The sequence below is a fragment of the Caballeronia sp. GAWG2-1 genome (assembly GCF_023631405.1).
Taxonomy (GTDB): Bacteria; Pseudomonadota; Gammaproteobacteria; order Burkholderiales; family Burkholderiaceae; genus Caballeronia.
On record NZ_JALQDD010000022.1, the window covers coordinates 77,528 to 92,003 of the forward strand.

The 14,476-nt window shown below is 64.2% G+C and carries 7 protein-coding genes; 1 reads left to right on the forward strand and 6 read right to left on the reverse strand.

The features are described 5' to 3' along the window. Positions 1–4: 4 nt before the first annotated feature. Both NCR98_RS13370 and flhF read right to left on the reverse strand, forming a co-directional pair. Positions 5–925 (reverse strand): MinD/ParA family ATP-binding protein, encoded by a 921-nt coding sequence (locus tag NCR98_RS13370; protein WP_244828138.1) that lies wholly within the window; start codon positions 923–925, stop codon positions 5–7. Beyond that, positions 918–2,702, reverse strand: coding sequence for a flagellar biosynthesis GTPase FlhF (flhF, locus tag NCR98_RS13375; RefSeq protein WP_250526399.1), 1,785 nt, complete (start codon positions 2,700–2,702; stop codon positions 918–920). The genes NCR98_RS13370 and flhF overlap by 8 nt, the downstream gene beginning before the upstream one ends. A 403-nt stretch (positions 2,703–3,105) precedes the next feature. On the opposite strand from flhF, the gene NCR98_RS13380 reads away from it, so the two are divergent. Then, positions 3,106–4,788 carry a thiamine pyrophosphate-binding protein gene (locus tag NCR98_RS13380; protein WP_250526400.1) on the forward strand — a complete coding sequence of 561 codons (1,683 nt, stop codon included), beginning with the start codon at positions 3,106–3,108 and terminating at the stop codon, positions 4,786–4,788. Between the two features lie 83 nt (positions 4,789–4,871). Here the strand turns inward: NCR98_RS13380 and NCR98_RS13385 are convergent, their stop codons facing one another. The 4 genes from NCR98_RS13385 to hemE form a co-directional block, all read right to left on the reverse strand. Then, the gene (locus NCR98_RS13385) at positions 4,872–6,020 is read right to left on the reverse strand and encodes a branched-chain amino acid ABC transporter substrate-binding protein (protein ID WP_244826596.1); all 1,149 of its coding nucleotides are present in this window, start codon (positions 6,018–6,020) and stop codon (positions 4,872–4,874) included. A 92-nt stretch (positions 6,021–6,112) separates the two neighbouring features. Then, positions 6,113–10,042 (reverse strand): trifunctional transcriptional regulator/proline dehydrogenase/L-glutamate gamma-semialdehyde dehydrogenase, encoded by a 3,930-nt coding sequence (putA, locus tag NCR98_RS13390; protein ID WP_250526401.1) that lies wholly within the window; start codon positions 10,040–10,042, stop codon positions 6,113–6,115. Positions 10,043–10,507: 465 nt separating this feature from the next. Continuing rightward, entirely contained in the window at positions 10,508–12,745 is a 2,238-nt protein-coding gene (locus NCR98_RS13395) for a primosomal protein N' (RefSeq protein ID WP_250526402.1), read from the reverse strand. A 448-nt stretch (positions 12,746–13,193) separates the two neighbouring features. Beyond that, positions 13,194–14,291 carry a uroporphyrinogen decarboxylase gene (gene hemE / locus NCR98_RS13400; RefSeq protein WP_350029510.1) on the reverse strand — a complete coding sequence of 366 codons (1,098 nt, stop codon included), beginning with the start codon at positions 14,289–14,291 and terminating at the stop codon, positions 13,194–13,196. Between the last annotated feature and the right edge of the window lie 185 nt (positions 14,292–14,476).

Here is a 14,476-nt window from a genome sequence, read left to right on the forward strand (position 1 = left end):
AATATCACATCGACGCCGTGCTGCTCATTGCATGATCGGAAAACGCCGCCGCTCGGTGCGCCGCTTTCCGTCCGCTTTCACCAGACTCGCCAACCGGAATGTGCGCGTCGTACTGGCTCGCTTCGTCGCCGCGCGAAAACGGCGCGGGACGCATCGGCCAGTGCAGCAGCTCGGCTGCGATGTAGCGGTAGTCGCGCGCCGCGGCCGTAGCCGGAAACGCTTCCACCGCACACCGAGAGAGCTCCCTCGCCCGAGCGACGCGCGCATCCTCGGACACATACCCTGCCTGCACGAGCGAAACGGCCAGATAACGGCTCGCGACACCCGAGAGGTTGTCGAACGCGACCGCTGCATCGGCTGCGTCCTGCACGTGATTCATCAGCACGCGGAACTGGCCGATCGCGTGGGCGTAGTGCAAGCGCTTCATGCACGCATACGCCTCGGTGATCGCCGACGCGGCTACCCGCGTCACTATCAGAAAGTCATGCGCCTGCGCCGCGAGCGACGAGAGCGCGCCATTACGATCGAGTTGCGCATCGATCAGCACGATATCCGCGGGGCCGTCGAGCAGCGCGCGTGCTTGCGCCGCGTCGTGGCTGATACGTTCATCGCGCGGTGCGGCGATCAGCGAAAAACCCATCGGCGTGCGCACCGCGACATCCTGCAGTTCGCGACGGCCGGACATCACCGCCGAGAGCGCGCCCGCGCCATCCACACCCGCCATGCGGCTGACCGAGCCCGCGTTATGCCGCTCGTCGATGACGAGCACATCCTTGCCATGCACGGACAACGCCGCGCCGAGGTTCACTACCGCCGACGTGCAACCGATGCCCGCCGGTCCGCCCACTACAGCCACCACGCGAGAACTGGCGCGCGTCAGCAGCCTTCTCAGGCCTTCAGCCTGATCGAGCACGAACTTATCCAAAATGGACTCCATGCAGTTCGGTCGTGGCGCGTGCGGACAGTGCGGACAGAAGCGCCGGCACATCGTCGTCTTGCGGCACGAAAGGCGAGCCATCGCGCGGAATGCAGAACGCGCTCTTGATGAGGAAACGCTTGGTTGCGACGTACAAGTTCTCCGGCACCTTCTGACCGGTCGATACGTAATGCACCGGCAGCTTGTAGCGGATGACCGTATCGAGCACGCTGCCGAGGTTGGTCGCCTCGTCGAGCTTGGTCAGAATGCAGCCCGCGAGCGGCGGCTGGTCCGGCGCACTCTTGTAAGCCTGCACGACTTCGTTGAGCGTGTCGCCGTGGCTCGTGGCGTTCAGCAGCAACAAGCGTTGCACCGGCTGACCCGTGCCGCACAGCATCGCGATCTGGTCGGAGACCGTGCGATCGCGCTGGCTCATGCCGATCGTGTCGATCAGCACGATATGTTTGTTGCGCAGTTCGGAGAGCGCGAGTTGCAGGTCAGCGCCGTCCTTTACCGCGTGCACCGAGACGCCGAGAATCTTGCCGAAGATGCGCAGTTGTTCATGCGCGCCGATCCGGTAGCTGTCCGTCGTCAGGAGCGCGACCTTGCTGGCGCCGAAGCGCATCACGCAGCGCGCCGCGAGCTTTGCCGTGGTCGTCGTCTTGCCGACGCCCGTCGGGCCCATCAGCGCGAACACGCCGCCGCGTTCCATCAACGCGTCTTCGCTCGGCATCACCGGCAGATTCGATTCGAGAACTTGCTGCACCCATTCGAGCGCGTTTTCCACGTTCTCCATCGACGGCATGTTGTCGATCACCATGCGCACGAGTTGCGCGGAGAAACCGGCGGCGAAGAGGCGCTTGGTCAAGGCCGAGTTGGTCGGGTTGCGGCGCTGGCGGTCGCCCCACAGCAAACCCGAGAAGTGCTCTTCCATCATCTCGCGCATCGACGAGAGTTCGTTCATCACCGTTTCGTTGACGACTTGCTCCATGCGCGTGCGGATGGCTTCGGTCACGACGGCTGCGGCATTAGCCGGCAAGCCTTCGAAATTGCCCGATGCGGCCGGCGCTTCGTCGGCGGCTTGCGGTGCTGCGTTGATCTTCTGTGCGGCGCGGCGTGCGGCGACTTGCGCGGCTTCACGCGCCCAGTCGGGCGTTTCGATCTTTGCGTGCGCTTGCGCAGCGGGTGCGGCAGGCGCGGCGGCAACCGGCTGCGCGGCGGCTTGTGCACGCGGCGCTTGCTGGCGCGGTGCGTCGGCTGCCTTGACCGATACCGGCACGCCCATGCCGCGTGCAATTGCGGCAGACGGCGTCAGCGGCCGGTTCGACGGCACCGAAGCCTGTTGCGCGATACGGCGCGCATGTTCGATCAACCACGGATTGGAATCGGCCATCGTGCGCGGTGCTTCCATGCGCTCTTCGTCGGCTTGCTCGTCGAAATCGTCGGCGTCGGCGGTGTTGCCGAAGACGGAGGAGAAAACATCGCCGCTGGCGTAAGGGTTCATCGGAGAGCTGGGAGCGGCGGCCTGCTGCTTCATCGCGGCGGCTGCGGCTTGTGCAAGCGCGGCGCGCGGCGTGGCGCTGGCGAACGGCGCGGCGGCTGCTTGTTCGCGTGCGGCCTTCGCGGGCGAGATCGAAGCGAGATCGCTATCCGCGACACCGACGATTTCCACCGATCCATCGTCGAGCGTGCGGTTGGACAACACCACGGCATCGGGTCCGAGCGCTTCACGGACCTGGCGCAGAGCGTCACGACTGTTCGCGCCGATGAATTTACGAATGTTCAAACTGGCCCCCGATGAGGATAGATGCAGCGATATTTGCGAGGCGAGCACCCTTTGGTTATTTCCGTGCCCGCTTTTCAGTGAAGCCATTATTGCGAAGATCACTTCGGGCCTATCGCTGGATAAAGGGTGTGAAAGAGGGGTATTTCGACTGATGGAAACAACCCGGCCGTGCGGATTGCGTCGCGCGTCATGCGGGAAAAAATGCCGGTCTGGCACGATCGACGCGACGGGACGAGAGATGTCGCTTGGCGGTTTGTCCGCTGTGAGGCGCGCGGCGGCAGGCGCGTCGCGCGCCAAGGCGGCCGGACTGCATCAGCCAGAGTCCCATCCAGCGGCGTAAGCTACGGTCTGCGGCTCGAAACCCGGGCTCACCGATGCTCACTGACAAAGGAGACTTGTTCGCATGGCATCCGCTTCTCATGGCCAGACCACCGGCGCGCGTCTGGTTGTCGATGCGCTCGTTCATCACGGTATCGAACGCGTGTTCTGCGTGCCGGGCGAGAGCTTTCTCGCCGTCCTGGATTCGCTGCACGACGAAACCAGCCAGATTCAGACGATCGTCTGCCGCCACGAAGCCGGCGCGGCAAACATGGCCGAGGCGGTCGGCAAGCTGACGGGGCGTCCGGGCGTGGCTATCGTCACGCGCGGGCCGGGCGCGACGCACGCGTCCATCGGCGTGCACACCGCTTTCCAGGACTCGACGCCGATGATCCTGCTCATCGGCCAATGCGCGCGGGACCACATGGATCGCGAGGCGTTTCAGGAAATCGACTATCGGCGCATGTTCGGGCAGATGGCGAAGTGGGTCGCGCAAATCGACGATCCGCGCCGCGTGCCGGAGTATCTGAGCCACGCGTTCCATGTCGCGACGGCGGGACGTCCCGGCCCGGTCGTGCTGGCGTTGCCCGAAGACATGCTGACCGAAGCGTGCGACGCGGCGGCGCCCGTGCCGCGCTATCAGCGCGTCGCGGCGGCGCCGTCGCAGGCGCAGATCGAGCGCGTGCGCGAACTGCTCGCCAATGCGAAGACGCCGTTCGTGATCGCGGGCGGCAGCGGCTGGACCGCCGAGGCGACGCAGGACTTCGCGCGCTTCATCGAGCGCTGGCAGTTGCCGGCGGGATGCGCGTTCCGCTATCAGGACACGCTGCATAATGAGCATCCGAATTACGCGGGCGATGTCGGGCTCGGCATCAATCCGGCGCTGGCCGCGCGCGTGCGCGAAGCGGACGTGCTCTTCGTTCTCGGCCCGCGCATGGGTGAATCGACGACGGGCGGCTACACGCTGCTCGACATCCCTAAGACGAAGCAGACGCTGATTCACGTGCATCAGGGCGCGGAGGAACTGGGCCGCGTGTATAGCGCCGATCTGCCGATCGTCTCCGGCATGCCCGAGATTGCGTCGATGCTCGCCGCGCTCGAACCGCCCGCGCAGATCGCGTGGTCGGGCAGCGCCGAGACGGCGCACGCCGTGTATCTCGAATGGCGCAAGCCGCGCCCCATGCTCGGCGATGTCCAGCTCGGCGAGATCATGCGCACGCTTTCGGAGCGCCTGCCCGAAGACGCGATTCTCACCAACGGCGCGGGCAATTACGCGACCTGGCTGCATCGGCATTATTCGTATCGGCACTTCCGCTCGCAAGTTGCGCCGACGAGCGGTGCGATGGGTTACGGCGTGCCTGCGGCCATCGCGGCGAAGTCGCTGTATCCGCAGCGCACGGTGATCGCGTTCGCGGGCGATGGCTGCTTCATGATGTCGAGCCACGAACTCGCCACGGCGATGCAGTACCAGCTGCCGGTGATTTTCGTGGTCGTGAACAACGGGCAGTTCGGCACGATCCGCATGCATCAGGAGCGGCACTACCCGCATCGGGTCCATGGCACGGGGCTGACGAACCCCGACTTCGCGGCTTATGCGCGCGCGTTCGGGGCGCACGGCGAGCGGGTCGAATCGACGGAGCAGTTCATGCCGGCGTTCGAGCGCGCTGTGAGTTCGGGATTGCCCGCGGTGATCGAGATTCGGATTCCGGCGGATCAGAGCACGCCGGGCGCGACGCTCGAACAGATTCGGGAGCAGGGGAAGCGCTGAGGGCTGGTTCAGCCGGTTAGCCCCGTCCAAACGAAAACGGCCCGGTCGCACACGACCGGGCCATCCAAAACAGCCACTAAACCTTACTTCCCACCCACGCTCTGCAGCGTCGTCCACTTCCCGCCAACGACCTTATACAGCGTGATACCGCCGTTTTTCAGATCGCCCTTCGAGTCGTACGCCAGATGCTTCGTGGTCACGCCTTGCATGTCGGTCTTGGCAAGCAGCGGCAGATACTTTGCCGGGTCCGTCGAGTTGGCCGCCTTCATTGCGTTGAACATGGCCATTGCGCCGTCGTAGGCGTACGGCGAGTACGTCTCTACGTCTTCGTTGAAGCGCTTCTTGTACTTCGCCGTGTAGTCCGCGCCGCCAGGCATCTGGTCCATCGGCAGGCCGGCAAGCGATGCCACCGTGCCATCGGCCGCGTCGCCCGCGATCTTGATGAAGGTGTCGGTCTTGACCATCTCGCCCGCCATCAGCGGTGCACGAAAGCCAAGCGTCTTCATTTGCTTGGCCATCGGCGCGGCTTGCGAATCCGCGCCGCCGTAGTAGACGAGGTCAGGATTCGACGACTTGATCTTGGTCAGAATCGCCTTGAAGTCGACAGCCTTGTCGTTCGTGAATTCGCGCACGACGATATTGCCGCCCGACGCTTTCGCTGCCTTCTCGAACTGGTCGGCGAGACCCTGGCCGTAAGCCGTGCGGTCATCGACGATGGCGATCTTCTTCACTTTCAGCGTCTTCACCGCGAACTCGCCCGCGACCGAGCCTTGCTGCGTGTCGGACGTCATCATGCGGAAGGCCGTCTTGAAGCCTTGCGTGGTGTACTCCGGCGCGGTTGCCATCGCGATTTCGGGGATGCCGGCATTCGCATAGATGCGCGATGCCGGAATGGTCGTGCCCGAGTTGAAGTGGCCGAGCATGCCCTTGATGCCGTCGTCGACGAGCTTCTGCGCGACGGTCGTGCCCGTGCGCGGGTCGGCCTGATCGTCCGCCGAATCGAGCACGATGCGAACCGGCTTGCCGCCGATCACCGGCTTCGTGGCGTTGAAGTCCTCGACCGCGAGCGTGATGCCGTTCTGGAAATCCTTGCCGTAGTGCGCCTGCGCACCGGTCATCGGCCCGGCGAAGCCGACCTTCACATCTTCTGCTGTTTGCGCGAACGCAGTCCCCGCGAGCGACAGGCCGGCGAGCGTCAGGGCGGCTGCCAGCTTGTTCATCGTGTGCTTCATAGCTTCTCCTAGTACCAGTGTGAATGGCAGCTCGTCGCCGGGATCGCCGTGCCTGCTGCCGTTTGTTTGAATCGAGCGCGAGAGGATACTTCTCAACCGATCGTCATCAAATTCGCATTGCCGCCCGCCGCCGCCGTGTTCACGCTCACCGAGCGTTCCGTCAGCAGACGTTCGAGCGCATAGTCTTCGCCGTCATGATCAGCATCGGCGAATGTTCCCGCCGCCACGCCCTGCACCGATACGATCGGTCCCGGGCGCTTCGCGACTTCCTTCACGAGCGACAACAGTTCATCGCTGTCGCCTTCGAACAGCACGGCGTCGAACTCCGCCGCCGCGTCTTTCCTGACTGCGGCATACGGCTTGAGCGATGCCGGCAGCGACGCCGCCAACTGCTCGCCAGCCGAACCGGCGAACAGCGCCTTGTTGCCCGTTGCCAGCACGGCGGCAAACTGCGCCCGCGCGCCGCTCGGGGTTGCCGCCACGCACAGCACCGTGCCGCGCGCGCCGAGCGTGTACGTGTTGCGCTCGCCGGTCGGACCGGACAGCACGGCCGTCGCGCCTGCGAGCACGTGTTGCAGATAACCGTCGCAACGCGCCGCAGTCTGCGGATCGCGTTCGCCGATGGACCAGTCGCGCAGCGCCGTGAGAGCGGCGGTCGGGGCATCGGCGGATGCCGCCTTGTCCACCACGAGCGCGCTTGCCAGCGACTTCGGCAATCCAGTGGGACGCTTGGCCAGCAAGCGCTGCAAGTACAACGCGCCGCCCGCCTTCGGACCCGTGCCCGACAAACCTTCCCCGCCGAACGGCTGCACGCCGACCACCGCGCCGATCACATTGCGGTTCACGTAGATGTTGCCCACGTGCGCGCGCGAGATGACATGCGCGATGGTTTCGTCGATCCGCGTATGGATGCCAAGCGTCAGTCCATAACCGGTCGACCGAATTTGGTCGAGGAGTTTATCAAGAGACGAACGGCGGTAACGCACCACATGAAGCACCGGGCCGAAGACCTCGCGCTTGAGTTCGTCGATGCCGTCGAGTTCGATCAGCGTCGGCGGCACGAATGTGCCTTGCGCGCAACCGTCCGGCAGCGGCAGTTGCACGACCTTGCGGCCCTTCTCGCGCATCTGCGCAACGTGCGCGTCGATGCCGCGCTTCGCGTCGGCATCGATCACGGGACCGACATCCGCCGACAGCCGGTCAGGATTGCCCACCGCGAGTTGCTTCATCGCGCCGGTCAGCATTTCGAGCGTGCGATCCGCGACATCGTCTTGCAGACAAAGAACGCGTAGCGCCGAGCAGCGTTGACCCGCCGAGTCGAACGACGACTGCATGACGTCCGCGACGACCTGTTCCGCAAGCGCCGAGGAATCGACGATCATCGCGTTCTGGCCGCCGGTTTCGGCGATGAGCGGAATCGGGCGGCCGTCCGGATCGAGCCGTTCGGACAGCGTCTTGTTGATGAGGCGCGCGACTTCGGTCGAGCCGGTGAACATCACGGCGCGCGTGCGCGGGTCGGCGACGAGCGCTGCGCCCACGGTTTCACCGTTGCCCGGCAACAGTTGCACGGCGCCCGGCGGCACGCCCGCTTCGCGCAGAATGCGCACGGCTTGCGCGGCGATCAGCGGCGTTTGCTCGGCTGGCTTCGCGAGCACCGGATTGCCAGCCGCGAGCGCCGCCGCGACCTGACCCATGAAAATCGCGAGCGGGAAGTTCCACGGGCTGATGCAGACCACCGGTCCGAGCGGACGATGCGTGTCGTTCGAAAATTCCTCGCGAATCTGTGCGGAGTAATAGCGCAGGAAGTCGATAGCCTCGCGAATCTCCGATACCGCGTTCGCCAGCGACTTGCCCGCTTCGCGCACGACGAGGCCCATCAGCGTGTGCATCTGCGCTTCGAGCAAGTCGGCGGCGCGCGTGAGGCAGTCGGCGCGGTCATCGACGGGCGTCGCTTGCCAGATCGGCGCGGCGGCCACGGCGTTGGCGATCGCGGCGCCGACTTGTTCCTTCGACGCTTCCACCACCGTGCCGACGAGATCGCGCAGATCGGCGGGATTGCGAATGTCGCGTGCGACGCCGTTGTGCGGATCGTCGCCTTCGAGCATCGGCTCGGCGCGCCACTGATGATTCGCGCTCGCGAGCAACGCCGACGACAGCGACGCCAGGCGATGCTCGTTCGACAAGTCCAGACCCATCGAATTGGGCCGCTCGTCCCCGTACAACTGACGCGGCAGCGGAATCTTCGCGTGCGGCGCGCCGAGCGGCACGATCTTCTGCGCTTCGTCGATCGGGTCTTCGACGAGCTCCTTCACGGGGATGGATTCATCGGCAATACGATTCACGAACGACGTGTTCGCGCCGTTTTCGAGTAGACGCCGCACGAGATACGCGAGCAGCGTTTCGTGCGTGCCGACCGGCGCATATACGCGGCATGGCCGGTTCAGCTTGTCGCGGCCCGTGACTTCTTCATAGAGCGGTTCGCCCATGCCGTGCAGGCACTGAAACTCGTACTGGCCGGGATAGTAATTCTGTCCCGCGAGGTGATAGATAGCCGACAGCGTGAACGCGTTGTGCGTCGCGAACTGCGGATAGACGGCATCCGGCGCGCCCAGCAGTTTTTTCGCGCAAGCAAGATACGAGATGTCCGTATAAATCTTGCGCGTATAAACCGGATAGCCTTCGAGGCCGTCCACTTGCGCGCGCTTGATTTCGGTATCCCAATACGCGCCCTTCACGAGACGAATCATCAGCCGATGCCGGCTGCGACGCGCCAGGTCGATCAGGTAATCGATCACGAACGGGCAGCGTTTCTGATAACCCTGCACCACGAAGCCGATGCCGTTCCAGCCCGCGAGCGCCGGGTCGAAGCACAGCGCTTCGAGCAGATCGAGCGAGATTTCAAGGCGATCCGCTTCTTCCGCGTCGATGTTCAGGCCAATGTCGTAACGACGCGCGAGCAGCGCCAGCGCGCGCACGCGCGGCAGCAGTTCGCTCATGGTGCGTTCCTGCTGCGAACGCGAATAACGCGGATGCAGCGCCGAGAGCTTGATCGAGATGCCCGGGCCTTCGTAGATGCCGCGCCCGCCCGCCGCCTTGCCGATAGCGTGAATCGCCTGCTCGTAGGAAGCGTAGTAACGCTGCGCGTCTTCCTCGGTGGTCGCGGCTTCGCCCAGCATGTCGTAGGAATAGCGGAAACCGCGCGCCTCGAACTTGCGACTGTTCGCGAGCGCTTCGGAGATGGTCTCGCCGGTGACGAACTGCTCGCCCATGAGGCGCATCGCCATGTCCACACCCTTGCGGATCAGCGGCTCGCCGCCTTTGCCGATCATGCGCGTCAGCGCCGACGACAAACCGGCCTCGCTATTCGTCGTGACGAGCTTGCCGGTGATCATCAAGCCCCACGTCGCCGCATTCACAAACAGCGACGGCGCCTGGCCCATGTGCGAACGCCAGTCGCCCTTGCTGATCTTGTCGCGGATGAGCGCGTCGCGGGTCGCGCGGTCGGGAATGCGCAGCAGCGCTTCGGCGAGACACATCAGCGCAACGCCTTCCTGACTCGACAGCGAGAACTCGTGGATCAACCCTTCCACGCCGCCGCCCGTGCTCTTCGCGCGCAAGGCTTCGACGAGTCTGGTCGCGAGCTTTTCGGTATCGGCGGAAACGCTGGCCGGCAAGCGCGCTTGTCCGATCAGGAACGGCACGCATTCGGGTTCCGGGCGACGATACGCCGCCGTGATCGCCGCGCGCAACACCGACTGCGGTTGCACGTTCTGCGCGAAATCGAGGAAAGGTTGCGGCGCGCTGTCGTCATCGCCCTCGACGGCTACGGTCTCGCCGGGTTCGCCCGAGCCGTTCGTGCCCGAGAGTTCCGGCGGAAGCTGACCATGCTCGATACGCTCCAGATAGGCAAAGATCGCCTGCTTGATGAGCCAGTGAGGAGTGCGCTCGAGCCGGGTCGCGGCATCTCTGAGCCGTGAACGCAGCAGATCGTCGACTTTGACGCCAAGGGTTGTGCTCGCCATGATTCCTTCGTTTGCCGGACGTGCTCACCCGGCCGTAGACCTAAAAGTTGGCGAATCGTACTCCGCTGAAATAAAAGGTGCAACCGACAATTTCGAGAGGGTTGCACCATGTTGGAACCCTTGTGGGACAAGGCTTTGCGCGATGCAACGCCGCGCGGACATTGGCGGAAATCACCTAGTAGTTTCCCTAGGCGTTTTTATTTTGGGACATGCCCTAAGTAATTGCCCGAGTGCAGCCGATATAAACGCCATGCGCGCCGTCGGCGCCACATTCCGCGGAGGACCACCGCGGGGCTCTCGGAGAATAACGAGCATGAGCACTTGGATGGTGATAGCCAGCGTTTGGGTGATGTTCGCAGTGTGCGTCGTCTTGTTTGTGCGAGGCGCATCGCCGCATGTAGGCCGTTCGGACGATCTGCACGACGACCTCGAATCCGCATCTGGAAGCGCCACGCGCGCCGAGTATTAGACGTCCAGCGGATCCACTTCCACGTTCCAGCGCAGTACGCCCTTCAGCGCGCGCAACGCCGGTTGCCACGCGCGCAGGGCGGATTGAAGCGCAGCCCGCGAGCTGCTTTCGAGCAGCAATTGCGCGCGGTGCACGTTGAACACTTTCACGATGGTCAGCGGCACGGCATCGTAGACCGTCACGCGGTCCGCGCCCGGCAAGGGCGCGAAGGCGGCCGCCGCCTGCCCGAGAAACGCCAGCGCCGCCTCGAGCGTGCGGCCTTCCGCGCGCAGCATGGCCTGATAGACGAATGGCGGCAGACGCGCGTCGCGACGTTCCGCGAGCGTCGCGTTGGCGAATCCCACGTAGTCCTGCCGCGATAACGCCTGATACAGCGCGTGACGCGGATATCGCGTCTGAATCATCACTTCGCCGGGAAGTCCGGCGCGACCCGCGCGGCCGCTCACCTGCGTCAGTTGCGCGAAAAGCCGTTCGCTTGCGCGAAAGTCGTGAGAAAAAAGCGCGGTGTCGGCGTTCAGGACACCCACGAGCGTCACACGGCGGAAGTCGTGGCCCTTCGCAATCATCTGCGTGCCGACGAGAATATCGACCTCGCCCGCATGGACATTCGAGAAAAGCGCCTGCGCGCTGCCCTTGCGCCGCGTGCTGTCCGCGTCGATGCGCAACACCCGTGCACCGGGAACCACGCTCGCGAGTGTTTCCTCCACGCGTTGCGTGCCGCGTCCCATTGGCGCGATATCGATGTTGCCGCATTCCGGGCATGCCTTTGGAATGCGCGATTCCCAGCCGCAATGGTGACAGCGCAACGCGCGCTCGGGCTTGTGGAGCACGGCGTAGGCGCTGCATCGCGGACAGCCCGCGACCCAGCCGCAGGCGTCGCACGACAGAATCGGCGCATAGCCGCGCCGATTCAGGAACACGAGACTCTGCTCGCCGCGCTCCAGACGCGCCTTCAGCGCTGCGATGAGCGGGCCCGACAAGCCTTCCACGGACGCGCGCCCGCGCTGCCTTTCCTCTTCGAGATCGATGAGCCGCACGCTTGGCAACGCCGCATCAGCGACGGCGCGGCGCTTGAGCGTCAGGCGCGTGTAGCGGCCCTGCTCCGCCTGCCACCAGGTTTCGAGCGATGGCGTCGCCGACCCGAGCACGACGGGAATACCAAGCTGCTTCGCCCGATAGATGGCCAGATCGCGCGCGGAATAACGCAACCCTTCTTGCTGCTTGTACGCCGGGTCATGCTCTTCATCGACGACGATCATCGCCAGTTTTGGCTGCGACGCGAGGATCGCGAGGCGCGTGCCAAGCACGATGCGCGCGCTTCCCGTGTGTGCCGCGAGCCAGTTGCGGGCGCGTTCGCCCTCGGCAAGACCGCTGTGCATCGTGACGATGGAACCGGGCGCAAGCATCGAAAAACGATTGCGGAACGCCGTCTCGAACTGCGGTGTCAGGTTGATTTCGGGCACGAGCACGAGCGCCTGCGCATCCGCTTGTCTGGCGAGCAGCGCGGCAAGCGCGTGCAGATACACCTCGGTCTTGCCGCTGCCCGTCACGCCGTGCAGCAGAAAAGGCGCGAAGCCTTGCGCGCTCGCGATGGCATCGACGGCTTCGCGTTGCTCGTCGGTCAGGCGCGGCGGCGCTTCGGTCGCCGCGAGCGTCGGCGCGTGATCCGCCGGCGATGCGTCTTCAACGCTTTCGATCCAGCCGCGCGTCAGCCATTCGTCGAAAGTCGCGCTTGCCTTGGGATGTACGGCGCGCGCTTCGGACAAACCCAGCGTCTCGCTCGATCCCAGCGCTTCCGCCAGCCGCCGCAACGCGCTCGCCCGCGCGGGCAAGGCACCCGGAAGTTCGGCTCGTCCGGCTGCCAGCATGCGGTAACGCGGCTCGACCGCGAATAGGCGGTTCCAGCGCGATGCGTCGCGTAGAGCTTGCGGCAAAGCGGGCAGCGCAACTTCGCCGAGCCCGCGTTGATAGTATTCCGCCGCGAACGTCGCGAGCCCGATCCATTCGGCGGAAAGCGGCGCGCAGGCATCGCAGATGGCGCTTACGTGGCGCAGTTTGTCGGCGGGGACGTCGGTTGAGGTCGCGATCTCGCAGATGAGCCCAACGACGTCGCGCCGCCCGAACGGCACCTGCACCAACGAGCCGACCACAGGCTCGACGTCGAGTTGATAGACGTAATCGAACAGCACGGACATCGGCTGATCGATAGCGACGCGTACATAGAGGCCGCTCATGCCACGCGACGCCTTTCGGCAAGCCACGGCGGGCTTTCCGACAATGACATCAGGCTTCGCGCGACGAACTTAAAGTAAAACATCAGAATCGCTGGTAAACCGAAGATTATTTTTAGATTTCCGATGCTTTCCACAGGCCTGTGGATAACTTTGTTGAGAAGTGCATTACGGGCTGCCGCAAACCGTGTCGCCAATCACTTATGTGCGTCGGCCCACATTTCGGGCAGACCACAACAAACATTAATGCAAACAGGCACTTACGCAACAAATAGCGACATTTAATTGATCGCGGATGGCGATATGTCTGATGGCGCGCCGCAACGTACAAAATGTGTATAACTGCTGTCTTGACATCTTTCGATCCCACCAAGGGCGGGCGTTTCAGACAAATCCGACAATTTCTAAAACGCTGCACCCGACCGTATCGCGCTGCACTGCAACATACCGCTTAGCGTACCAACGTGGCCGCGCGCATCGCCCGGCTGTGCGAATGGACTTCATCGACCAGCTCGGCAACGTGTTCGGGCGGCGTGAACTGCGAAATGCCGTGGCCGAGATTGAAGACGTGTCCCGGATGATTGCCGAAGCTTTCCAGCACACCACGCGCTTCGGCACGAATCGCCTCGGGCGGCGCAAACAGCACGCTCGGATCGATATTGCCCTGCAACGCCACGCGAGCGCCCACTTTCTCGCGCGCCGCGCCGAGGTTCACTGTCCAGTCCAGCCCGACAGCATCCACGCCGATTGACGCGATCTGCTCAAGCCACAACCCGCCGCCCTTCGTGAACGTAATAACCGGGACCCGCGCGCCGTCGTGCTCGCGCTTGAGGCCTGCAACGACCTTCGCGATGTAGTCGAGCGAGAAGCGTTGATACGCGCCGTCGGCGAGTGCGCCGCCCCAGGTATCGAAGATCATGACCGCCTGCGCGCCGGCTTCGATCTGGGCGTTGAGATACGCGACAACCGCTTGCGCGTTCACATCGAGAATGCGGTGCATGAGATCGGGCCGCGAATAAGCCATCGATTTCACGGTGCGATGATCGTCCGAGCCGCCGCCTTCCACCATGTAGCACGCAAGCGTCCACGGACTACCCGAGAAGCCGATGAGCGGTACCCGCTGACGGCCTTCCGCGTCGGTGAGCGCGCGGCGAATCTGGCCGACGGCGTCCGTGACATAGCGCAGCGTGGCGTCGAGGTCCGGCACGGCCAAGCGCTTTACGTCGTCTTCGGTGCGCACCGTGCGTTCGAAACGCGGACCTTCGCCTTGCACGAAGTTCAGCCCGAGGCCCATTGCGTCGGGAATGGTGAGGATGTCGGAGAAGAGGATCGCCGCGTCGAGCGGATAACGTTCGAGCGGCTGAAGCGTCACTTCGGTGGCGTAATCGGGATTCTTCGCAAGACCGAGGAAACTGCCGGCGCGTGCGCGCGTGGCGTTGTACTCGGGCAGATAGCGCCCGGCCTGACGCATTAACCAGATCGGCGTGTATTCGGTCGGCTGCCGCAAGAGCGCGCGCAGAAAGGTGTCGTTCAGAAGAGTGTGGGCCACGGCGCTCGATGCTGAATGCGAGGAATCGTCCATTCTACCGGACGATGCGCGCGTCATCGGCGGCTGTGAGTGATGTTCAGACTCACGCGCGCTCGTTATGATCGACGGCGGCAACCAATACGAATAGAACACGGAGAATCGATGAAACGCGCGTTTTTTTTAACGTCCATTAGTGTCGCAATCGC